We start from the raw sequence: 22,153 nt of genomic DNA, 5'->3' as shown, positions 1-22,153 counted from the left end.
CATGGTTTTTCTCTAGCGCTCCAGGCCCATGGCGCGCCGTGCCAGGCCCCGGCGCAGCGGGCCGGCCAGATTGAGGCCGACCAGCCCCGCCGCACGTGCACGGGAGAGCAGCGCGCTGTCGATGCCGAACAGCCGCACCAGGCCATCGCTGAAGCGAATCACGTTGCGGCGGTCGGCGTGGCGGCGCGCCTCGAAGTCGGCCAGCACCCCGGCGCTGCCCGGCGCCTCGCCGCGCTCCCGCCCGGCCTGCATGGCGGTCACCAGGTCCATCACCCCGCGCAGCGCCAGGTTGAAGCCCTGCCCTGCCACCGGATGCAGCGCATGGGCCGCGTTGCCCAGCACCGCCAGGCCCGGGCGCGTGGTCTCCCGAGCGGTCACCAGGCTGAGCGGATAGGCATGGCGACTGCCCACCCGGCGAAAGCGGCCGGCGCGGTCACCGAAGGCCCGCTGCAGCTCGGCCAGGAAGTCGCCGTCGCCGAGGGCCATTCGACGCTGCTCCGCCCCCAGCGGATGAGTCCAGACCAGTTCCATGGCCTGGCCACTCAGCGGCAGCAGGGCGATGGGGCCCTCGGCGGTGAAGCGCTCCCAGGCCTCGCCACCGTGGGGCCGGCTCAGCTCGACGCTGGCGATCAGCGCCACCTGGTCATAGGGGTGACGGTCGCTCTCGATGCCGAGCCGCTCCTTGAGCCCCGAGCGGCCGCCGTCGGCCAGCACGGTGAGCCCGACCCCGAGGCGTTTCCCATCCGAGAGGGTGAGGGCGTGGCCATTCGCCACCGGCACGATCTCCTCGACCCTGGCCGGGCAGTGCCAGGCGATCGGCAGCTCGGCCAGGCGACGGTGCAGCACCCGGCCCATCCAGCCGTTGGGGATCACATGCCCCAGGGCCGCCACTCCCAGCTCCTCGCCTGAGAGCCGGGTGGCGCCGAAGCGGCCGCGCTCGCTGATGTGGATGCGCCGGATGGGCGCGGCATGCTCCGCCATGGCCTGCCACAGCCCCATGTCGGCGAAGTGGTCTGCCGATCCCTGGGCGATGGCGCTGGCCCGGGCATCGAAGCTGGGCTGGAAGGGGGCATCGGTTCCCTCGAGAAGGGGGGCGGCCTCGATGACCGCGACCGACAGGCCGGCCCGCTCGATCAGCGGCGCCAGGGCGCAGGCCAGGCTGGCCCCCACCAGGCCGCCGCCGACGATGGCGATATCCACACGGCGCGGGGTCCGGGCGCCGCCCGGGGCGGTCTCGGGTTCGCTCGCCCGGCCAGGGCGGGCAGAGGATCGGGGTTGGTTCACGGCACCTCCGGACAGGATATTGCGTAATGTAATTTACATAACGGTGAATTCATCGCCTGATGGAGCGATCACTTCTCCGCCATCAGCGCCTCGATCTCGTCGACCCCCTTGGGCACGCCGGCGGTGAGCACCTCGTGCCCGCTGGCGGTGACCGCCACATCGTCCTCGATACGGATACCGATGCCGCGAAAGGCCGCGGGGATGTCATCATCGGCGGGGATATAGAGGCCGGGCTCCACGGTCAGCACCATGCCCGGCGCCAGGGGGCGTGGCTCACCCGCCTGGCGATAGGCCCCCACGTCATGGACGTCGAGCCCCAGCCAGTGGGAGGTGGAGTGCAGGTAGAAACGCCGGTAGCTCTCGTCATCGATACGCGCCTGCACCTCGCCCTCGAGCAGCCCCAGGCCGACCAGCCCCTCGGTCAGGCCCCGAACCACGCCGTCATGGAGCTCGACCAGGGTCACCCCGGGCGCGATCGCCGCCACGGCCCGCTCCTGAACCTCCAGCACCAGGGCGTAGAGGGCCCGCTGGGCCTCGCTGAAGCGGCCGTTCACCGGGAAGGTACGGGTGATGTCGCCGGCATAGAGGTCGAACTCGGCACCAGCGTCGATCAGCACCAGTTCGCCGTCTCTCAGTAGACCGCGATTCTCGATATAGTGCAGCACACAGGCATTGGCGCCGCCACCGACGATGCTGGCGTAGGCCGGCCCGCTGCCCCCCTGCCAGTGGAACTCGTGCTCCAGCTCGGCCTGGAGGTGATACTCGCTGAGCCCCGGGCGCGCCGCCCGCATGGCCCGCAGATGGGCCCTGGCGGAGATCTGCGCGGCATGGCGCAGCAGCGAAAGCTCCGCCTCGCTCTTGATCAGCCGCGCCTCGTGAAGCAGCGGCGCCACGTCCGCCAACGCCGTCGGGGGCGAGGCGCCATGGCGGACCCTGGCCGTCAGGGCGCTGCGTACCTCCTCGGCGATGGCCATGGCCTCGGGGCTGTTCAGGGGCAGGTAGAGGGTGCGGCGGCCGTCCAGCATCGCCTCGAGCCGCTCGTCGCGCTCGGCGTTCTCGAAGGCCTGGTCCACCGCGTGCTCGCGCACCGCCCCCTCGGCACCCAGCCGGATGCCGGTCCAGGCCTCCATCAGCGGATGGCGATCCTGGCAGAACAGCACGCACTCGCCCTCGGGGCGCCCCGGCAGCAGCACCAGCAGGGCGTCGGGCTCCGGGAATCCCGTCAGGTAGTGGAAGTCGCTGTCCTGGCGGAAGGGAAACTCGCTGTCCCGGGAGCGGGTGACCAGGGAGGCGCCGGGCAGCAGCACGGCGCTGTCGGCGGGCAGTGCCGCCATCAGGGCGCGGCGCCGCGTCAGGTACTCGTCGTTGGTGATGGGGGCGGGGCGGGGCAGGATCTCGGGCAACATGGAGGCTCCTCTGGGTTCGGTCGGCGGCTGGGCTCAGGCAGGCACAGGGTCAGTGGCGGGTGTCGTTCCCGGCATCCTCGACCTGGGGCCTGCCGGGATGCTGCTCGGTGTAGAGCAGCATGGCGGCCATGCGGACATGTTCGGTGAGGGCGAAGAGGTCCCCCTCGTTCTCGGCGCTCTCCTCGAGCTCGACCTCCATGGCGGCGACCCCCTCCAGATCGTCCAGGGCTTCGCGCAGGGCAGGCGACCAGCCATCGCGGGGGCCTTCACCGGCGTCCCTGACCACCTCCAGGAAGCCCAGGGTCCACTCCTGGAGCCCCCGGGCGCGCTCGGCCAGGGAGAAGAGGTCGTCGGGCAGCAGCGGCTCGAAGCCGAGCTCGCTGCCGGCCAGGGCGTCGAGGGCCTGGCGCCGCCAGCCCAGGAAGCGTTCGGCACTGGGCTCGTCGCGGGGCTGCTCGATGCTCAGGGCCAGACAGACCTCCTCGAGCCATGCCTCGGCGGAGAGGCCGTGCATGGCCAGGCCGGCGCACAGGCGGCCATCGAGAAAGGCCGGCGACTGCATGCTGCCGTGAAGCAGGAAGAGATCGGCGATGGTGGAGAAGTCCTGGCGTTCGTTGATCAGTGACATGTGAAGATCCGTGACGGGTGCGGGCATGAAAGGGCCTCGCCGAGGGCGGCGCGTTGACCGCCCCGGAAGGGCTCTCTTATAGTGAGGTCCGAAACCTTTCCTGCCATGGATGTTAACGCATCGGGCCACCGGGGCGCGCGGCAGCGCCCCCCGGCAGGCCGACCCGGAGTCTTCCGATGACCGACGCCTCGCGTCCGACCACCGAAATCACCCTGCTGGGGCGAGGCTATGTCATTGCCTGCCCGCCCGACGAACAGGACAAGCTGGAGCGCGCCGCCCGCTACCTGGATCGCGCCATGGGCGGCATCCACGCCCAGAACAACCTGCTGGGTACCGAGCGCATCGCCATCATGGCGGCCCTCAATATCACCCACGAACTCCTCGAGGCACTGGACGCCCAGCGCGCTTCAGAAAGCAGCCTGGACGCGCTGAGCACCCGCCTGGAGCGCGCCCTGGCCGATACCCCTCAGCGCTGAAGCCACCGCAGAATCCGTTGGACGGGTCGAATGGCTCTGTTAGGATGAATGTGTTCCCTGGGGTGTTTGCCAGTCGTTATCGTCCCTCGAGCCTATGCGCAGTACCCAGGGGGCCACATGCTAGCCGGACCCGTGTGCATGTCCGCGCGTCGGAAAGCCTGACGGTTCGGCTGCGGCCACCCACCTTGAACCACTGGGTTCAAGGGCCAGAACGACAGCGGCACTCTGGGGAACCTCGTCTGCCATGACCCACCTCATGACGACACCAGCCGCAACCCTTCTTATCGAATCCTTCGACGGTTCTCGACAGGCCCTGCGCCGCGAGCTACGTCGACGTCGTCGTGGCCTGACCCCGCAGCAGCGCCAGGCGGCCAGTGAACGCCTGTGCCGCCGGCTGCGCCGGCTGCCGGAGGTGCAGCGCGCCCGGCGTGTCGCCCTCTACCTGCCCAACGATGCCGAGATCGACCCGACGCCGCTGATCGGCTGGCTGCGTTGTCGCGGCGCCCGCGTCCACCTGCCGGTGCTGCGGCCGCTCTCCCGCAACCGGCTGTGGTTCGTCCACTACCACCCCGACACCCCCATGGCGACCAACCGCTACGGCATCCCGGAGCCCGAGACACGCCACGGCGCCCACCGCGCCAGGCGCCTTCCCGCCTGGGCTCTGGACCTGATCCTGCTGCCGCTGGTGGGCTTCGACGAGGCAGGGCAGCGCATGGGCATGGGCGGCGGCTTCTACGACCGCAGCCTGGCCTTCACCCGCCGCCCCGGCCCGCGGCCAAGGCTTATCGGCCTGGCCCACGAATGCCAGCGGGTCGCCTCCCTGCCGGTGGAGCCCTGGGACGTGCCGCTGGATGCCATCGTCAGCGATGCCCGGGTCATTCGGCCCTGACGCCGCCCCACAACGACAAACGGGGCGATGCCTCTCGGCATCGCCCCGTTTGCTGGCAGTCTCGGGTCATGGCGCTGACGGCCGCCTCGCCGGGCTCAGCTTCCCGCCAGTGCCTGGGCGTAACCGGTTGCCACCAGGCCGATACCGAACAGCAGCACCAGTGCCATGACCAGATCGGGCTTGCGCTTCATCATCGACTCCGTAGGGGGTAGAACTGGCCGAGACTATAGGACCATTCCACGTCCTCGACAACCACCCTTCCCCAACGCTTACAGTTTGAAACACCCGGCGGCCATGGCACAGGGCGCGAGTCAGCGCTTACCCATGCAGCGACGCCCGATCAGGCCATGAACAGCCGGTAGGCGGCGTTGTCGGTTTCCTTCCAGTAGCGATAGCCGATCTCGTCGAAGTGCTCCTCGACGTGGGAGCGGTCGCCGTTGGGGATCTGCATGCCCACCAGCACCCGCCCATAGGCGGCGCCATGATTACGGTAATGAAACAGCGAGATGTTCCAGTCGTGGGGCAGGTGGGTGAGGAAGTTCATCAGCGCCCCGGGGCGTTCCGGAAACTCGAAGCGGTAGACCTCCTCATCGAAGTGCTCCTTGGGGCGGCCGCCCCCCAGATGGCGGATATGCAGCTTGGCCAGCTCGTTGTCGGTGAGGTCCTCCACAGGGTAGCCCGCCTCCCGCAGCCGGTCGGTCACCGCCTGACGATCCTCGCCTCCCGGCTTGACCTGGACACCGACGAAGATATGGGCGTTTTCCGGGTCCGCATAACGGTAGTTGAACTCGGTGACCATGCGCTTGCCGATGATCTTGCAGAACTTCTTGAAGCTGCCGGGCTTCTCGGGAATGGTCACGGCGAGGATCGCCTCGCGCTGCTCGCCGAGTTCGGTGCGCTCGGCGATGTGCTGCAGGCGGTCGAAGTTGGTGTTGGCGCCGGAGTTGATGCACAGCAGGGTCTGTTCCTCGGCGCCGGTCTGCTGCACGTACTTCTTGAGGCCCGCCAGCGACAGGGCGCCGGAGGTCTCCGCAACCGCCCGGGTATCCTCGAAGATGTCCTTCACCGCGGCACACATCTCGTCGGTGTTGACGGTGATGACATCATCGATCAGGTCGCGAATGATGGAGAAGGGCACCTTGCCGATCTGCGCCACGGCCACCCCCTCGGCGAACACCCCGACCTGCTCCAGGGTTACTCGCCGGCCGGCCTCCATGGCCGCCTTGAGGCAGGCGCTGTCCTCGGATTCGACGCCGATCACCTTGATGTCCGGGCGCAGGTACTTGACGTAGGCGGCCACCCCGGCGATCAGGCCGCCGCCGCCCACCGGCACGAAGATGGCGTCCAACGGGCCGGCGTGCTGGCGCAGGATCTCCACGGCCACGGTGCCCTGGCCGGCGATCACGTCGATGTCGTCGAAGGGCGGGATATAGGTGTAACCGTGCTCACGAACCAGCTCCTGAGCATGCTCGGCGGCCGCGGAGAAGGCATCGCCCTTGAGCACCACCTTGGCGCCACGGGCGCGCACCGCCTGGACCTTGATCTCCGGGGTGATGCGAGGCATCACGATCACCGCCTTGACGCCCATCTGCTTCGCCGCCATGGCCAGCCCCTGAGCGTGGTTGCCGGCGGATGCCGCGATCACGCCATTGGCCTTCTGGGCCTCGCTGAGCTGGGCCATCTTGTTGTAGGCGCCACGAATCTTGAAGGAGTAGACCGGCTGGAGGTCCTCGCGCTTGATCAGAATGGTGTTGTTGAAGCGGCGGGAGAGGAAGGGAGCCGGGGAGATCGGCGTTTCCCGGGCGGCTTCGTAAACCCGGGCCTGGAGAATCTTCTTGACGGTAGCTTCGAGCATCCTGATATCCCAGAGGCGTGACGCGGGGCGCCAGACGGTTGCTGCACTGCAGAGAACCCCTATTGGTAGCATCCCGGCCCACATGGCGTCCAGCGCGCGCCATCGGCAGACGGGCTCGGCTGGCCTATAATGGCGCCCGGTTTACTGTCCCATCCATTCCGCCGATTCACCCCACCCAAGGAGAGCGCCCCATGACCCAGGCCGGCCTATCCCAAGATCAGCTGAAGGACGCCGTGGCCGCGGCCGCCATCGACGAGATCACCCCCTGGCTTTCGCGCAGCACCGTGCTCGGCATCGGCACCGGCTCCACCGCCAATCTGTTCATCGACAGGCTGGCCGCCCTGCGCGACGACTTCAAGGGCGCGGTGGCGAGCTCCGAGGCCAGTGCCGAGCGGCTGCGCGGCCACGGCATCGAGGTGTTCGAGCTCAACAGCGTGGGCACCGTGCCCTTCTACATCGACGGCGCCGACGAAGTGAACGCTCACCTTCACATGATCAAGGGCGGCGGCGCGGCTCTGACCCGGGAGAAGATCGTCGCCGCCTGCGCCGAGAAGTTCATCTGCATCGCCGACGCCTCCAAGAAGGTCGAGCGGCTGGGCGAGTTCCCGCTCCCGGTGGAGGTGATCCCCATGGCGCGCTCCTACGTGGCCCGGGAACTGGTCAAGCTGGGCGCCGATCCGGTCTATCGCGAGGGGGTGGTGACCGACAACGGCAACCAGATCATCGACTGCTTCGAGTTCATGATCGACGACCCGGTGGCCATGGAGGCCAGGATCAACGCCATCGTCGGCGTGGTCACCAACGGCCTGTTCGCTGCCCGCGGCGCCGACGTGCTGCTGCTGGGAGCGGAGAGCGGCGTGGAGCGACTGACCCCCGCCTGATCTGCCCCGCCGGCGAAGCGAGCCCTCACTTCACCGGCAGCAGCCGCGCCAGGCCCTCGAGTGTGCGCACCAGCGCGCCGCGGTTGGCCGCCACCACGGCGCGGCCCGCCTCGCCGAGCCGGCGCTGCTCGGCGGGGTCGGCGAAGAGCGCCGCCAGGGCGGCGGCCAGCGCCGCCTCGTCGGCCACCTCCACCAGGGCTTCGGCCTCGCGCAGCACCTCGGCCACCTCCTCGAAGTTGGCAAGCGCCGGCCCGGTGAGCACCGGCACGCCCAGCGCCGCGGGCTCCAGCAGGTTGTGGCCGCCGATCGGCACCAGGCTTCCCCCCACGAAGGCGAGATCCGCCGCGCCATAGAGCGCCAGCAGCTCTCCCATAGTGTCGCCCAGGTAGACGGCCGTGGTGGCCGTGGGCCATTCGTCCCGGGAGCGGCGAGCCGCTGGCATGCCCGCCTGCTCGCAGAGCACCGCCACGGCATCGAAGCGCTGGGGATGTCGTGGCACCAGCACCAGCAGCACCTCGGGATGAGCTTCGCGAAGTCGCGCATGGGCGGCCAGCAGCGCCGCCTCCTCCCCCTCGTGGGTGGAGCCGGCCACCCACACCGGGCGATCGCCGAACCGGGTGCGCAAGCGCTCACTCACCTCACGAGCCACGTCATCCGTCCCGATGTCGAACTTGAGCGAGCCCACCACGGCGGTGCGCTCGGCCGCCATGCCGAGTCCCCGGAAGCGCTCGGCGTCGGCGCTCGACTTGGCCGCCAGCCAGTCGACGCAGGCCAGCGCCTCGTGCATCAGCGGGCGCAGGCGACGATAGCCGCGGAAGGCCCCGGGCGAGAGCCGGCCGTTGACCACCGCCACCGGTACCCCCTGCCGGTGGCAGGCGTGGAGCAGGTTGGGCCACAGCTCGGTCTCGAAGAAGAGCGCCAGCGCCGGGCGCAGCCGGGTGACAAAACGCGCCGCCGCGGCGGGAAAGTCCAGCGGCACGAAGCGGTGGACGAGGCGCCCGTCGTCCCGGGATGCCGCCAGGGCCCGGGCGCGCTCGGCCCCGGTGGCGGTCATGGTGGTGAGGGTGAGGCGGTGCCCGGGGTAGCGCTCGAGCAGCGCCTCGAGCAGCGGGCGGGCCGCCAGCACCTCGCCCACGGAGGCGCAGTGCAGCCACAGCATGGGCTCGCCGGGCGGCGTCGGGGGAATGCGCCCCAGGCGCAGGGTCCGGGGACTCTCGCCAGCCCCCCCGCGGGCGTCAGTGAGCGCATGCTCACGTCGTATGCGCCGCCAGACCAGCGGCGCCAGGGCCAGCAGCGCCGCCGAGTAGAGGGCCCGGGGCCAGCCCATCAGGCCTCGCGGTCGAGGATGGTGGAGATCATCGCCGTAGTGGAGACGCCATCCTCGAAGCCCAGCACCTTCACCTCGCCGCCGGCCTGGCGCACCGCCTCACCGCCGGCGATCTGCTCGGGGCGGTAGTCGCCGCCCTTGACGAGGACGTCGGGCAGCACCGCCTCGATCAGCCGCTGGGGGGTATCCTCGGCGAAGGGCACCACCCAGTCCACGGCGCCGAGACCGGCCAGCACCTGCATGCGCCGCGCCAGGGGGTTGATGGGGCGCTTGGGCCCCTTGAGGCGGGCGATGGAGGCGTCGTCATTGACCGCCACGATCAGCCGGTCGCCGAGCCGGCGCGCCTGCTCCAGGTAGGCCACGTGGCCGGCATGGAGGATGTCGAAGCAGCCGTTGGTCATCACCACCCGCTCGCCGCGGGCCTGGGCGGCGCGTACCGCCTCGATCAGCGGCGCCTCCTCGATCACCCCGAACTCGGCCAGCTTGTCGCCGTGCAGGGCGGTGTAGAGCTCGGCGATCGAGAGGGTCGCGGTGCCCTGCTTGGCCACCACCAGGCCGGCGGCCAGGTTGGCCAGGGTCATCGCCTCGGGGAAGGCGTGGCCGGCGGCCAGCGCCAGGCCCAGCACGCCGATCACGGTGTCGCCGGCGCCGGTGACGTCATAGACCTCCCGTGCCCGGGTCGGCAGGTGCAGCGGCTCGTGTCCCTCGCGGATCAGGGTCATGCCCTTCTCGCTGCGGGTGATCAGCAGTGCCTCGAGCTCGAGCTCGACGCGCAGCGCCTCGCCGCGTTCGGCCAGCTCGGCGTCGTCGCGGCAGTGGCCCATGACCGCCTCGAACTCCGCCAGGTTGGGGGTGATCACGCTGGCCCCGCGGTAGCGGGAGAAGTCGCTGCCCTTGGGATCCACCAGTACCCGCTTGCCGCTGGCGCGCACCAGGCGGATCAGCTCCTGGACGCGGTTCAGGGTGCCCTTGCCGTAGTCGGAGAGGATCACCAGGTCGGCCTCGGGCAGCGCTGCCTCGACCAGGGCCAGCAGGGCCGAGGTATCCACCTCGCCAAGACCCTCCTCGAAGTCGAGGCGGATCAACTGCTGGTTGCGGCTCATCACCCGCAGCTTGGTGATGGTGGGAATGCCGGGGCTGCGCGCGAAGTGAGTGCCCACTCCGGCATCTTCCAGGCGGGACACCAGGCGGTCGGCGTTGTCGTCGTCTCCTACCAGCCCGGCCAGGTCGGCCCGGGCGCCCAGGGAGGCGATGTTGAGCGCCACGTTGGCGGCGCCGCCGGGGCGGTCCTCGCTCTGCTCTACCCGCACCACCGGCACCGGCGCCTCGGGGGAGATCCGCGAGGTGCCGCCGTGCCAGTAGCGGTCGAGCATGACGTCACCCACCACCAGCAGGCGTGAGCGCTCCAGGGCGGTCAGATCAAGTTTCATCGTCGGGCAGCTCCCTTTCCGGGTGGGTGGCGGCGGCGTGGTCGAGCACCGCCTCCAGGCGCTCGATCACATCCTCGGCGTGGATCAGCGACATGGCGTCGGGGTGGCGCACCCGCTGTCCCCAGGAGACCTCCTCCAGGGACTTGTGCAGGTAGGTGCGCACGGCATCCGGGTAGCGATTGACCACAAACTCCCGCCAGCAGTAGGGTCCGGAACGGTCGAGGTTGGTGGTGGCGAAGAGCCCCACCACCGGCGTGCCCATGGCGTTGGCCATGTGCACCGGCCCGGAGTCCGGGGCGATGACGGCGCGGGCCCGGGCAATCAGCGCCAGCAGTCCCTTCAGGGAGGTGCCGCCGATGGCGTCGATCACCGAGCCGGGCTCGCACAGCGACTGGATCCGCTCGCCCATCTCGCGCTCCTCGGTGCTGCCGCCGCCGGTGAGCAGGGTCGGCAGGCCGCGCTGCTGCCAGGCGTGCTGGATCACTGCCGCATAGCCCTCGGCGGACCAGTTGCGGAAGTTGCGCAGCCGCGGGTTGGCGCAGGGGCTCATCAGCAAGTAGGGGGCGTCCCCGGTCAGCGTCCGGGCCTCGTCGAAGGCCGCATCGGGCACCGGCAGGTCCCACGCCAGGGAGAGGTCCTCCACCCCCAGCAGGCGGGCGAAGTCCAGGAAGGAGTCCAGCACGTGGGCCCGGGAGTGGGGCGCCAGCTGGCGATGGGTGAACCAGTGCTGGGCGTCCTTGGCGCGCGCCCTGTCATAGCCCACCCGCACCTCGGCCTTGAGGCCGAGCGAGAGCACGCTGGCGCGCAGCGCCTGCTGCATGTGCAGCAGCACGTCGAAACGGGTGTCGGCCAGCTCACGCCACAGCGCACGCATGCCGGCAAGCCCGGTGGCCTTGTCGTAGACCACGAACTCGACCCCGGAGAGGCCGGCCAGTAGACTGTGCTCGCCCTTGCCGATGATCCAGGTGATGCGCGCCTCGGGCCACTGGCGCTGCAGGGCGCGAACCGTCGGTACCAGGTTGCAGACATCGCCCAGAGCGGAGAGTCGCAGCACGCCGATGTGCCGGGGTTGAGCAGGCAGAGGATGCTTCATGGGGTTGGCAACGTGTCGAGCGGGAAAGGTTTTCATTCTATATGATGCGGAGCGTTTATGTGACGCCGCCGCCGACGCGCCCCCCGGCCCGCTGCTCGCCGACCCCGACCACTGGCAGGGCCAGGGGCGCGTCACCGGCGAGGCGCCGGGGCGTGGCGCCAGCCTCTTCCTGGACGCCGGCAACGGCCACGAGTGGGTGCTGCGCCCCTACCGCCGCGGCGGCCTGATCGCCCGGCTCAGCGCGAGGCGCTACCTGTGGACCGGTCTCGAGCAGACCCGCGCCTTTCGCGAACTGCGCCTGACCGCCACCCTTCACGAGCGCGGCCTGCCGGTGCCCCGGCCGGTGGCGGCCGCCGTCACCCGTCATGGCCTCACCTACGAGGCCGCCCTGATCACCGAACGCATTCCCGGCGCCCGTGCCCTGGCCGACCTGCTCGAGACTCGCCGGGCAAGCGAGGCGCTGCTCGCCGAGGTGGGCCGGACGCTCCGCCGCTTTCACGACGCCGGCCTCGACCACGTGGACCTCAACGCCCGCAACCTGCTGGTGGACGAGGCGCCGCGCGTCTGGCTGATCGACCTGGACCGCTGTCGGCTGCGCCCGAAGGGCGCCTGGCAGGCCGCCAACCTGGCACGCCTCGAACGCTCGCTGGTGAAGTTCGGCGCCAGTGATGCCATGACCTTCATACGGCGGGGCTACGGGGAGGCCTGAGCCGGTCCGGCATACTCCTCGACCAGGCTGGCCACATGGGCCGCCAGGGTAAAGTCGCACTCGACACGGTGCCTTGCCGCCTGCCCCAGGCGCTGGCGCAGGTCGTCGTCACCGGCCAGCTCGGCCAGGGCGGCGGCCCAGGCCGCGGCGTCCTCGGGGGCCGCCAGGCGCCCCGTCTCGGCATCGAGCAGCTCGGGAATCGCCCCGCTGTCGCTGCCGATGACCGCCTTGCCGGCCGCCATGGCCTCGATCACCGTCAGGCCGAAGGCCTCGTTGCGCGAGGGCACGCAGACGATGTCCAGCGCCTCGAACAGCCGCGGCAGGTCGCGGCGAAAGCCGGTGAAGGCGATGCGTGACGCGAGCCCCAGTTCATCGATGCGCCGGCGCAGGGCAGCCACATGGGCCTCGTCGCTGCCCTCCTCTGCCGTCAGGCCGCCGATGAGCACCCCGTGCCAGGCAAGCTCGGGATTCATCGCGGCCAGGCGAGCCAGCGCCTCTATCCAAACTTCCTGGCCCTTGCCCGGCGTCAACCGCCCCGGCAGGCCGATGGCCACGGCCCCCTCGGGCACCCCCAGCTCGCGGCGCAGCGCGGCACGCGCCTCATCATCGAGGCGTGGCGCATAGGGAGCGGGGTCGATGCCCAGGTAGAGGCGGCGGATGCGCTCGGCGGGCAGCGGGAAGGCCGCCAGGTTGCGCTGGCGGGTCGCCTCGCTGATGGAGAAGAGCCGGGTCACTCGCCCGTAGGCCCAGCGATGGTAGGGATCCTTCTTGGGCCGGGTGACCCCCATATGGTCGGTGAAGAAGAGCCTGAGCGACGGCCTGAGACTCGCCAGCAGGGCCCCCAGGCGCAGGTCGCTGGACTTGTGGCAGTGGATCACACCGATGTCGTGAGCCTTCAGATAGGCCAGCACGCGGCCCATGGCCAGCAGCGCCCGCCCCTTCGAGGCCAGGGTCAGCGGCTCGACGCCGGCCTCGCGGAAGCTCTCGGCGACCCGGGAGCCGGCCAGGGCCAGGCCGTGGCTCTGCCACCCCTGGCGGGCCAGCTCGGGTATAATCCGTGACGGATACATTTCCAGTCCGCCCCAGCCGCTGGAGAGGCAGATATGCAGGACCTTGTGCGACAAGGCTGACTCCTTCGGTATCTCGGGGCTCGGGAGCCCGGATGACTGCTACTTCCGCTGCCCCGGGCGCGTCCTCGCGCCTGCTGGTGGTTCGCAACGACAAGCTTGGCGACTTCATGCTGGCGTGGCCGGCGCTGGCCTGCCTGAAGGCGGCCCGCCCGGCCCCCCACATCAGCGTGCTGGTGCCGGCCTATACGGCGCCCATGGCGCGGCTCTGCCCCTGGATCGACCGGGTGCTGATCGACCCCGGCGAGGATGCCGACCGCAACGCGCGCCGGCGACTGCTCGCCGAGGTGAAGGCGGCGCGCTTCGATGCCCTGCTCACGCTCTTCTCCACGCCGCGCATCGGCTGGCTGGGCTGGCGGGCGGGCATCCCGCTGCGCCTGGCCCCGGCCACCAAGTGGGCGCAGCTATTCTACAACCGAAGGGTCGTGCAGCGCAGGTCGCGCTCGGAAAAGCCGGAATACCGCTACAACGTCGACCTGGCCGAGGCGCTGCTGGGCGAGCTCGGCCTTGCCCCGGCCACCGCCCCCGAGCCCCCCTACTGGCCCCTCCCGGAAGGTGAGCGCCTGGCCCAGCGCCGGCGCCTCGCCGAGGAGCTCGGCCTGGACCCGGCGCGGCCCTGGGTCTTCCTGCACGGGGGCAGCGGCGGCTCGGCGGTCAACCTCTCTCCCGAACGCTACGCCCGGCTGGTGCAGGAGGTGAACGCCCGCCTGCCGGGGGAGCGACGAGCCGAGTGGGTGCTGACCGCAGGCCCCGGCGAGGAGGCCACCGCCGCGGCGATTCTCTCGCCGCTCAATGAGGCCGGGGTGACGGCGTATCGCCTGCCGCCCCGAGCGAACCTGGCGGAGTTTGCGAAGGGGCTGGCGGCGGCAGACCTCTTTATCGCCGGCTCCACCGGGCCGCTGCATATTGCCGGCTGCCTGGATATCGCCACCGCCGGCTTCTATCCGGCTCGCCGTTCCGCCACCCCACTGCGCTGGCAGACCTGCAACCGCGCCGAGCATCGCCTGGACTTCTGCCCACCCGACGGCGCCGGCGAGCAGGATATGGCGACTATCGATATCTCCGCGGCGGCCGAGGCGATCAGCGATCTGTTACGCCGTCTTCCGGCGGAGGTGACGTCCGGGTCCTGATCCACAGGTCGGCGTACTTGGCGAAGGTGGAGTGGGCCGAGAGCAGCGCCAGCAGCAGCCCCTGGCGGCCATCGAGGAAGCCCGCCTTGAGCAGGTACATGCGCAGGAAGCAGCCGATACCGTGACCGATACCCGCGGCGAGGCTGCCGCGCTTGCCCCGGGCCGCCCGCTGCTCGGCCCAGGCCTGGGCGTAGTGGGCCGACTTCTCGAGGTAGTGGCGCAGATCGCGGTAGGTATAGTGCAGCAGGTCGCCCTCGAGGGGCCGTACCGGCAGGTCCTCGGGGTTTTCCAGCTTCTCGTGGACCAGCGCTGCATTGTAGCCGGCGCGGCTGCGGGGGTAGAGGCGCGCCACCCGATCCGGGTACCAGCCCGAATGGCGGATGAAGGCGCCGAAGCACCAGGAGAGGCGCGGCAGCGTATAGATCGCCATTGCCCCCTCGGACAAGGCCGCCTGAATGCTCTCTCGCAGCGCTGGCGTCACTCGCTCGTCGGCATCCACCATCAGGATCCAGTCGCTGGTCACCAGCGCCTCGGCGCGCCGGCGCTGGATGCCGAAGCCCTGCCAGTCATCCTCCACCACCACCCTGTCGGTAAACTCGCGGGCGATCTCGCGGGTCCCGTCGGTGCTGCCGGCATCCACCACCACGACCTCGTCGACCCAGAAGAGGGTCTCGAGGCAGGCACGCAGGTGGTCCTGCTCGTTCTTGACGATGAGCACGGCGGCAATCGACATCGCTATTCCCTGTCAGCAAAGTGGCGTGGCCCAGTGTAAGGCGGCCCTGCCACCGGCACCACCCGGCCGGGCGTGTGACGCTTCCCAAGGCTTGATAAGCTCTGATGATCGCCCCCTGACCGATGATGCTCATGTCCCGTCGCCAAGTGTCCGCTGTCCTTCGCCACCCCCGCTGGTGGGCCCTGCTCGCCATCGGGCTATGCCTGGGCTATGCCGTCGTCACCGTGAGTCGGCTGTCCGTCTGGGCCCTGCCGGCCGTCGCCGGCGCCTGGCTCGTCGCCGGCTGGCTGCTGCGCTGGGGAGCGCCTCGGCATCCTCGCCCCGGCACCAGGGTGTGGCCCTGGTCGCTGCTGCCCATCGTGCTGCTGGGCATTTATGTCTACCTCAACGACAGCTTCGGCATCGTCGACCTGGGGGCGATCTTCTTCCACCTCCAGGCGGGCATGTCCGACCACGGCGGTGGCGAACGCCTGGTGGCCGCCGTGCTCTATACCCTCAGCATGTTCGCCCTGCTCGCGTCCTTCACCTGGCTGGTACGGGTCGATCACCGCTGGCGACAGGGCGAGGGAGTGCTGGCCCTGGTGCTGCTGGCCAGTAACCCGCTGCTCTACGGCATGACCCAGCGCGGCGCGGCCATCGTCACCGACGACGGTGCCTGGCTGGATCGCCGCTACGTGGCGCCGGTCATTGAGGAGGCCCCGCCGGATCCCCCCAACCTGCTGGTGCTCTATCTGGAGAGCATCGAGCGTACCTATGCCGACCAAGAGCGCTTCGGCGACGCCTATGCCCATCTGGATGCCCTGGGCCAGCGCGGCCATGTCTTCGAGGGCGTGCGCCAGCTCGACAACACCGGCTGGACCATGGCCGGCAAGATTGCCAGCCAGTGCGGTACTCCCCTGATGCCCGCCGGCCTGCTCCACGACCGCCAGTTCGAGCCGCTTGGCCGCGTGGTCCCCGGCGTGGACTGCCTGGGTGACCTCCTGTACGAACAAGGCTATCGGCTCAGCTACCTGGGGGGCGCCAGCACCGCCTTCGCCGGCAAGGGGCTGTTCTACGAGGGCCATGGCTTCACCGAGGTGGTCGGCCGTGCCGAACTCGAGCCGCGGCTGGAAGACCCCGACTACATCAACGACTGGGGACTCTTCGATGACTCCCTCTACGACTTCACCCTGGAGGAGATCCGCCGCCTGGAAGCCGAGGGCGACGGCCCCTGGGGAGTCGTCAACCTCACCATCGCCGGCCATGCTCCCAACGGCTACCCGGCCCAGGCCTGCCTCGATCGCCAGGGCGAGTTCGATGGCGTGGATATCCTCTACTCGGTGGAGTGCTCCGCCTGGCTCGCGCGGGATCTGGTGGAGCGCCTGGAGGCGGAGGGGCTGCTGGAGAACACCCTGGTGGTGATGGCCAGCGACCATCTGACCATGCGGGTCTCGGTGTGGGATCAACTCACCGCCGACGAACGCGACAACACCTTCATGCTGCTCGGCGCAGGCATCGAGGGCGGCAGTCGTACCCGCCGGGAGGCCTCCATGATCGACCTCTTCCCGACCCTGCTGGAGGCCATGGGCTTCACCATCGCCGAGCACCGGGCGGGCCTGGGCGTTTCCCTGCTGGCCGGGCGCTATGAGCAGACGCTGGTGGAGCGCCACGGGCTGGAGTCGCTCAATGCCCGCATGCGCGAGGAGAGTGCCCTGCAGCAGCGCCTCTGGGAGGGCCTGGTGCCGGACCGGCCGGAGGATCACGAAGGGGAGGAAACGCCACCGGCCGACGAGCAGGTGGTGGAGTCGCCCTATGACGCCACCGGCGAGACGCCGGCCAGCGTCCAGTAGGCCAGTCTACTCCTCGACGGCGAGGCGCCGCCCGGCGCCCAGTACTGACGCCAGCAGCCGCTCGGGAGAAAGCTCGACGAGACAGCGGGTATGGCCCAGCGGGCAGGTCCGCGCGAAGCAGGGGGAACAGTCGAGGGCCAGATAATGGATCTCGGCGCTGTCGGTCAAGGGCGGCGTGTAGGCCGGTGAGGAGGAGCCATAGAGGGCGTGCACCCGGGTGCCCGCCGCCGCCGCCACGTGCATCAGCCCCGAGTCGTTGGTCACCACCTGGCGGCAGTCGGCCAGCAGGTCCACGGCATCGGCCAGTCGCGTCCTTCCACAGAGGTTGTGCACCTGTGCCAGCCCCTCGGCGATGGTCCTGCCGGCCTCATCATCCTTGGGGCCGCCCAGCACCCGCACCTCGAACCCCTCGGCCACCAGCGCCCCGGCCAGGGTGCGAAAGTGCTCGAGCGGCCACTGCTTGGCGGGACCATACTCGGCACCCGGCATCAGGCCGATGGCCGAGCGCGACGAGAGCCCATGGACCCGGCGCAGCTCGGCGAGATTGCCGCCATCCACGGCAAGCTGCGGTCGCGGAACCGGGAAGCCCCCCGCGGCCGCCTCCTCGGCGGGCAGCCCCAGCGCCACGAAACGCTTCACCGTCTGGTCGAGCACGGCCTTGTCGAGCCGCCGGCGATCGTTGAGCAGGCCATAGCGCTGTTCGCCGGTGAAGCCGGTCCGCCGCGAGATGCCCGCCAGGAAGGGTACCAGCGCCGACTTCCAGGAACGCGGCAGCACGATGGCGCGATCGAAGCGACCGCGCAGCGAGCGGGCGACCCGGCGGCGGGTAGACCAGCCGAATTCGCCATGGCCCACGTCCAGGGCCACCCCCTCATCCACCTCCGCCATGCGTTCGAGGACCGGCAGCGACCAGGCCGGCGCCAGAACCCCGATGCGGCAGCCTGGGTAACGCGCCTTGAGCGTCATGAACAGGCTCTGGGCCATCACCATGTCGCCGACCCAGGAGGGGCCAACCACCAGGATCCGCTCTCCGCCCTCCTCTCCCGAGGGGGCCGACCCAGCGGGGATGCATTCGCCGGCGTCCGGCGCGGACCGCTCAGCCATTCAGCCACTCCAGGTACTCGCGCACCCCCTCGGCCACGGTGCGAAACTCACGGTCATAGCCCGCCCGGCGCAGGCTGCCGATATCGGCGCGGGTATAGCTCTGGTAGCGCCCCTTGAGCTCCTCGGGAAAGTCGATGTACTCGATGCTGCCGCGGCCATAGTGGTCGATCAACGCCTCGCCGATCGCCTTGAAGGGCTCGGCGCGGCCGCTACCCAGGTTGAAGATGCCGGACACCCCGGGGTTGTCGAGGAACCACAGATTCACGCTCACTACGTCGCCCACATAGACGAAGTCGCGGCTCTGCATGCCGGCCTCATAGCCATCCCAGGCGCCGAACAGCTTGAGGTCCTGGCCGGCGCTGATCTGGGTGTGATGGTGATAGGCGACGCTGGCCATCTTGCCCTTGTGTTGCTCGCGGGGACCGTAGACGTTGAAGTAGCGGAAGCCCACCACCTGGCTCTGGAACTCATCCCAGCGGGCGCGCACGTACTGGTCGAAGAGCAGCTTGGAGTAGCCGTAGACGTTGAGTGGCTTCTCGTGTTCCGGCGCCTCCACGAACACCTCGCTGCCACCGTAGGTAGCCGCCGAGGAGGCGTAGAGGAAGGGAATTCCACGCTTCTGACAGAAGTGCAGCAGCACCTTGGAATACTCGAAATTGTTGTCGAGCATGAAGCGGCCATCCCACTCGGTGGTATCCGAGCAGGCCCCCTCATGGAAGATGGCCTCGATCTCGGGCAGCCGGGCAGGCTCGCCGCGCAGCTCCGCTTCCACCCGACGGCGAAAGTCGTCCTTGTCCAGGTAGTCGCCGAGGGTGCAATCGGCCAGGTTGATGAACTTGGTGCCGTCGGAAAGATCATCGACCACCATCACATCCTGACGGCCGCGGGCATTGAGAGCCTTGACCAGATTCGAGCCGATGAAGCCGGCCCCGCCTGTCACTACGATCATGGGGAGAATCCTCTGTCTGGGGCGTGCGCCTATAACCGATCTTCCGGTGATTGTATACTTGACGACCTGTGAATTCATGGCCAACGGTGCTTTACGCAATGACTCTCTCGTCCTCGACACCCGCGCCGACCTCGACCTCCGGGTCGGCGCCTGACGCCTCGACCTTTCAGGGGTTGATCCTGGCCCTGCAGCAGTACTGGGCCGAACAAGGCTGTGTGGTCCTGCAGCCCCTCGACATGGAGGTCGGTGCCGGCACCTTCCATCCGGCCACCTTCCTGCGTGCCATCGGCCCCGAGACATGGAATGCCGCCTACGTGCAGCCGTCCAGGCGTCCCACCGACGGCCGCTATGGCGAGAACCCCAACCGGCTGCAGCACTACTACCAGTTCCAGGTGGTGATGAAGCCCTCCCCCGCCGACTTCCAGGCGCTCTATCTCGGTTCTCTGGAGAGACTCGGCCTCGACCCCCTGGTGCATGACATCCGCTTCGTCGAGGACAACTGGGAATCCCCCACCCTCGGCGCCTGGGGCCTGGGATGGGAGATCTGGCTCAACGGCATGGAGGTCACCCAGTTCACCTACTTCCAACAGGCCGGCGGCATCGAGTGCTACCCGGTGACCGGCGAACTGACCTACGGCCTGGAGCGCATCGCCATGTACCTGCAGGGCGTGGACAGTGTCTACGACCTGGTGTGGACCGTGGCTCCGGACGGCTCGAAGGTCACCTACGGCGATGTCTACCTGCAGAACGAGCGCGAGCAGTCCGCCTACAACTTCGAGTATGCCGACGTCGATTTCCTGTTCGGCGCCTTCGACCAGCAGGAGCGCGACTGCACCCGACTGCTCGAGGCCGGCCTGCCGCTGCCCGCCTACGAGCAGGTGCTCAAGGCCTCCCACACCTTCAACCTGCTCGACGCCCGCCACGCCATCTCGGTCACCGAACGTCAGCGCTTCATTCTGCGCGTCCGCACCATGGCCCGAGACGTTGCCCACGCCTACTTTGAATCACGCAAGGCCGCCGGCTTCCCGCTGGCCCCCGAGGCCCTGCGCCGAGAACTGCTTGAACAGGGAGACGCCTGAGCATGGCTGCCAACACCCTACTGATCGAACTGGGCGTCGAGGAGCTTCCGCCCGGCGCCATCGATGCCCTCTCCGACGCACTGGCCGATGGCATGCGCCGCGGCCTGGCCGACGCCGAGGTATCCCACGGCGAGGTGCACGCCTACGCCACACCCCGCCGCCTGGCGGTGCAGGTGGACACCCTGGCAGACAGCCAGCCCGACCGTGAGGTGGAAAAGCGCGGTCCGGCACTGGCCGCCGCCTTCAAGGATGGGCAACCCACCCGAGCCGCCGAGGGCTTCGCGCGCTCCTGCGGCGTTACCGTGGACGACCTGATCCACCTGGAGACGGACAAGGGCACCTGGCTGGGCTATCGCGAGCAGCAGCAGGGGGAATCCACCTCTGCGCTGCTGCCTGCCATCCTGCAGAAGGCCGTCGCCGCCCTGCCGGTCCCCAAGAACATGCGCTGGGGCGCCTCCCGGGTGGAGTTCTCCCGTCCGGTACACTGGCTGGTCGTGCTGTTCGGCGGCGAGGTGGTCGAGGCCGAGGCCCTGGGCCTGACGGCGGGCCGCACCACTTATGGCCACCGCTTCCACGCTCCCGCCGCCATCGAACTGGCCCATGCCGATGACTACCTCGAGGCGCTGGAGCAGGCCTGGGTGCTGGGCGACCGCGACCGCCGTCGGGAGCGCATCCGCGAGCAGGTGCTGGCCGAGGCCGAGGTCCAGGAGGCCACCGCGGTCATCGACGAGGCGCTGCTGGTCGAGGTCAGTGGCCTGGTGGAGTGGCCGGTAGCCCTGACCGGCAGCTTCGACGAGCGTTTCCTCGACGTGCCCGCCGAGTGCCTGATCTCCTCCATGAAGGCCAATCAGAAGTACTTCCACCTGCTGGATGACGAGGGGCACCTCAAGCCGCTGTTCATCACCATCGCCAACATCGACAGCACCGACCCGCAACAGGTGATAGAGGGAAACGAGAAGGTGATCCGCCCCCGCCTGGCCGACGCCGCCTTCTTCTACGACACGGACCGCAAGCGGCCCCTCGCCTCGCGCATCGACGAGCTCGCCGGCGTGGTGTTCCAGAAGCAGCTCGGCACCCTGGCCGACAAGGCCCACCGCAGCGCCGCCGTGGCCGCCTTCATCGCCGGCCAGATCGGCGGCGACGTGGGCCATGCCCGCCGCGCCGCGGAGCTGGCCAAGTGCGACCTGGTCACCGAGATGGTGCTGGAGTTCCCCGAGCTGCAGGGCATCATGGGTCGCTACTACGCCGAGCATGACGGCGAGCCCGCCGACGTCGCCCAGGCGCTGGAGGAGCAGTACCTGCCGCGCTTTGCCACCGACGCCATCCCCCACAGCCGCACCGGCCTGGCCCTGGCCCTGGCCGACCGCCTGGACACTCTGACCGGCATCTTCGGTATCGGTCAGCGTCCTACCGGCACCAAGGACCCCTTCGCCCTGCGTCGTGCCTCCATCGGTGTCCTCAACATCCTGGTCAAGGGCGAGCTCAACCTGGACCTGCGCGAGCTGCTCGAGCTGGCCGCCGCCCAGCACCAGGAGCTGCCCTATGCCGACACGCTGGTGGACGAGGTGCTCGGCTACATGCTCGACCGCTTCCGCGCCTGGGGCCAGGACGAGGGCATCTCTGCCGAGGCCTACCTGGCCGTGCGCGCCCGCCCGGTCACTCGGCCGCTGGATTTCGCCCGCCGCCTGCGTGCCGTGCAGGCCTTCTCCGGCCGCGAGGAGGCCGCCGCCCTGGCCGCCGCCAACAAACGCGTCTCCAATATCCTCGCCAAGCAGGCAGGCGAGGTAGGCAAGGAGGTTGAAATCGGCCTGCTGCAGGAGGCCGCCGAGCGGGCCCTGTACGAGGCTGTCCGCGCCCAGCGAGAACGGTGCATGCCGCTGTTCGGCCAGGGCCGCTACGCCGAGGCGCTGGACGCCCTGGCCGGCCTGCGCGAGCCGGTGGACGCTTTCTTCGACCAGGTGATGGTGATGGCCGACGACCCGGTCATTCGCGCCAACCGCCTGGCGCTGCTGGTCAGCCTGCGTGGACTCTTCCTGGAAGTGGCCGACATCGCTCAGCTTCAGCAGTAAACACATCAAGCCAACGGAGGCCGGTAGCCCAGCGCTGCCGGCCTTTTTCATGCCCGAACCACGTTCCGATGTTTCACGTGGAACGCTCACAACCGCTTGGCCGCTTGGCCGCTTGGCCGCTTGGCCGCTTGGCCGCTTGGCCGCTTGGCCGCTTG

General features: G+C 69.5%; 19 protein-coding genes and 1 other RNA gene. 9 read left to right on the top strand and 11 right to left on the bottom strand.

What is annotated here, in order from left to right:
- Positions 1 to 12: 12 nt before the first annotated feature.
- The 3 genes from ubiH to IBX53_RS01415 form a co-directional block, all read right to left on the bottom strand.
- The gene (ubiH, locus tag IBX53_RS01425; RefSeq protein ID WP_290904354.1) at positions 13 to 1,200 is read right to left on the bottom strand and encodes a 2-octaprenyl-6-methoxyphenyl hydroxylase; all 1,188 of its coding nucleotides are present in this window, start codon (positions 1,198 to 1,200) and stop codon (positions 13 to 15) included.
- 152 nt (positions 1,201 to 1,352) lie between these two features.
- On the bottom strand, positions 1,353 to 2,690 hold the full coding sequence (pepP, locus tag IBX53_RS01420; protein ID WP_290904204.1) for a Xaa-Pro aminopeptidase: 1,338 nt from the start codon (positions 2,688 to 2,690) through the stop codon (positions 1,353 to 1,355).
- A gap of 49 nt (positions 2,691 to 2,739) precedes the next feature.
- A complete protein-coding gene (locus IBX53_RS01415) occupies positions 2,740 to 3,318 on the bottom strand; it encodes a UPF0149 family protein (RefSeq protein WP_290904201.1) in 579 nt (192 codons plus the stop codon).
- A 176-nt stretch (positions 3,319 to 3,494) separates the two neighbouring features.
- Here IBX53_RS01415 and IBX53_RS01410 point away from each other — a divergent pair, with 176 nt between their 5' ends.
- From IBX53_RS01410 to IBX53_RS01400, 3 genes are all read left to right on the top strand, one after another.
- Positions 3,495 to 3,794: a cell division protein ZapA gene (locus tag IBX53_RS01410; protein WP_290904198.1), complete on the top strand. Its 300-nt coding sequence runs from the start codon at positions 3,495 to 3,497 to the stop codon at positions 3,792 to 3,794.
- 51 nt (positions 3,795 to 3,845) lie between these two features.
- A non-coding RNA gene (gene ssrS / locus IBX53_RS01405) (6S RNA) lies at positions 3,846 to 4,030 on the top strand.
- A gap of 20 nt (positions 4,031 to 4,050) precedes the next feature.
- A complete protein-coding gene (locus IBX53_RS01400; RefSeq protein WP_290904195.1) occupies positions 4,051 to 4,683 on the top strand; it encodes a 5-formyltetrahydrofolate cyclo-ligase in 633 nt (210 codons plus the stop codon).
- Between the two features lie 340 nt (positions 4,684 to 5,023).
- Here IBX53_RS01400 and ilvA read toward each other — a convergent pair whose 3' ends face one another.
- Entirely contained in the window at positions 5,024 to 6,538 is a 1,515-nt protein-coding gene (gene ilvA / locus IBX53_RS01395; protein ID WP_290904192.1) for a threonine ammonia-lyase, biosynthetic, read from the bottom strand.
- Positions 6,539 to 6,729: 191 nt separating this feature from the next.
- Here ilvA and rpiA point away from each other — a divergent pair, with 191 nt between their 5' ends.
- The gene (gene rpiA, locus IBX53_RS01390) at positions 6,730 to 7,419 is read left to right on the top strand and encodes a ribose-5-phosphate isomerase RpiA (protein ID WP_290904190.1); all 690 of its coding nucleotides are present in this window, start codon (positions 6,730 to 6,732) and stop codon (positions 7,417 to 7,419) included.
- Positions 7,420 to 7,444: 25 nt separating this feature from the next.
- Here rpiA and waaA read toward each other — a convergent pair whose 3' ends face one another.
- From waaA to IBX53_RS01375, 3 genes are read right to left on the bottom strand one after another with little or no spacing between them, the layout of a single operon-like run.
- On the bottom strand, positions 7,445 to 8,746 hold the full coding sequence (waaA, locus tag IBX53_RS01385) for a lipid IV(A) 3-deoxy-D-manno-octulosonic acid transferase (RefSeq protein WP_290904187.1): 1,302 nt from the start codon (positions 8,744 to 8,746) through the stop codon (positions 7,445 to 7,447).
- The gene (gene hldE, locus IBX53_RS01380) at positions 8,746 to 10,176 is read right to left on the bottom strand and encodes a bifunctional D-glycero-beta-D-manno-heptose-7-phosphate kinase/D-glycero-beta-D-manno-heptose 1-phosphate adenylyltransferase HldE (RefSeq protein WP_290904185.1); all 1,431 of its coding nucleotides are present in this window, start codon (positions 10,174 to 10,176) and stop codon (positions 8,746 to 8,748) included. Before hldE ends, waaA begins: the two co-directional genes overlap by 1 nt.
- A complete protein-coding gene (locus IBX53_RS01375) occupies positions 10,166 to 11,269 on the bottom strand; it encodes a glycosyltransferase family 9 protein (RefSeq protein WP_290904182.1) in 1,104 nt (367 codons plus the stop codon). Before IBX53_RS01375 ends, hldE begins: the two co-directional genes overlap by 11 nt.
- On the opposite strand from IBX53_RS01375, the gene IBX53_RS01370 reads away from it, so the two are divergent.
- The gene (locus IBX53_RS01370) at positions 11,268 to 11,978 is read left to right on the top strand and encodes a 3-deoxy-D-manno-octulosonic acid kinase (RefSeq protein WP_290904179.1); all 711 of its coding nucleotides are present in this window, start codon (positions 11,268 to 11,270) and stop codon (positions 11,976 to 11,978) included. The genes IBX53_RS01375 and IBX53_RS01370 overlap by 2 nt on opposite strands.
- Here the strand turns inward: IBX53_RS01370 and IBX53_RS01365 are convergent.
- Positions 11,963 to 13,102, bottom strand: coding sequence for a glycosyltransferase family 4 protein (locus tag IBX53_RS01365; protein ID WP_290904176.1), 1,140 nt, complete (start codon positions 13,100 to 13,102; stop codon positions 11,963 to 11,965). The two genes, IBX53_RS01370 and IBX53_RS01365, sit on opposite strands and share 16 nt — an antisense overlap.
- Before the next feature lie 38 nt (positions 13,103 to 13,140).
- On the opposite strand from IBX53_RS01365, the gene IBX53_RS01360 reads away from it, so the two are divergent.
- The gene (locus tag IBX53_RS01360; RefSeq protein ID WP_290904173.1) at positions 13,141 to 14,235 is read left to right on the top strand and encodes a glycosyltransferase family 9 protein; all 1,095 of its coding nucleotides are present in this window, start codon (positions 13,141 to 13,143) and stop codon (positions 14,233 to 14,235) included.
- Here IBX53_RS01360 and IBX53_RS01355 read toward each other — a convergent pair.
- A complete protein-coding gene (locus IBX53_RS01355) occupies positions 14,186 to 14,968 on the bottom strand; it encodes a glycosyltransferase family 2 protein (RefSeq protein ID WP_290904170.1) in 783 nt (260 codons plus the stop codon). The genes IBX53_RS01360 and IBX53_RS01355 overlap by 50 nt on opposite strands.
- A 131-nt stretch (positions 14,969 to 15,099) precedes the next feature.
- Between IBX53_RS01355 and IBX53_RS01350 the strand changes: the two genes are divergently transcribed.
- Positions 15,100 to 16,797, top strand: a complete 1,698-nt coding sequence (locus IBX53_RS01350; protein WP_290904168.1) for a sulfatase-like hydrolase/transferase — start codon at positions 15,100 to 15,102, stop codon at positions 16,795 to 16,797.
- A gap of 6 nt (positions 16,798 to 16,803) precedes the next feature.
- Here IBX53_RS01350 and waaF read toward each other — a convergent pair whose 3' ends face one another.
- Complete coding sequence (gene waaF, locus IBX53_RS01345) at positions 16,804 to 17,901, bottom strand: lipopolysaccharide heptosyltransferase II (RefSeq protein ID WP_290904166.1); 1,098 nt, start codon at positions 17,899 to 17,901, stop codon at positions 16,804 to 16,806.
- Complete coding sequence (gene rfaD / locus IBX53_RS01340; protein WP_290904163.1) at positions 17,894 to 18,850, bottom strand: ADP-glyceromanno-heptose 6-epimerase; 957 nt, start codon at positions 18,848 to 18,850, stop codon at positions 17,894 to 17,896. Before rfaD ends, waaF begins: the two co-directional genes overlap by 8 nt.
- 98 nt (positions 18,851 to 18,948) lie before the next feature.
- On the opposite strand from rfaD, the gene glyQ reads away from it, so the two are divergent.
- Positions 18,949 to 19,929: a glycine--tRNA ligase subunit alpha gene (gene glyQ / locus IBX53_RS01335; RefSeq protein WP_290904161.1), complete on the top strand. Its 981-nt coding sequence runs from the start codon at positions 18,949 to 18,951 to the stop codon at positions 19,927 to 19,929.
- A 2-nt stretch (positions 19,930 to 19,931) separates the two neighbouring features.
- Positions 19,932 to 21,998 carry a glycine--tRNA ligase subunit beta gene (gene glyS / locus IBX53_RS01330; RefSeq protein ID WP_290904157.1) on the top strand — a complete coding sequence of 689 codons (2,067 nt, stop codon included), beginning with the start codon at positions 19,932 to 19,934 and terminating at the stop codon, positions 21,996 to 21,998.
- The last annotated feature ends 155 nt before the right edge of the window (positions 21,999 to 22,153 follow it).

Origin of the sequence: Halomonas sp., from assembly GCF_014859505.1 — a bacterium.
GTDB lineage: Bacteria > Pseudomonadota > Gammaproteobacteria > Pseudomonadales > Halomonadaceae > Halomonas.
This window is presented reverse-complemented; position numbering and strand designations above follow the sequence as displayed.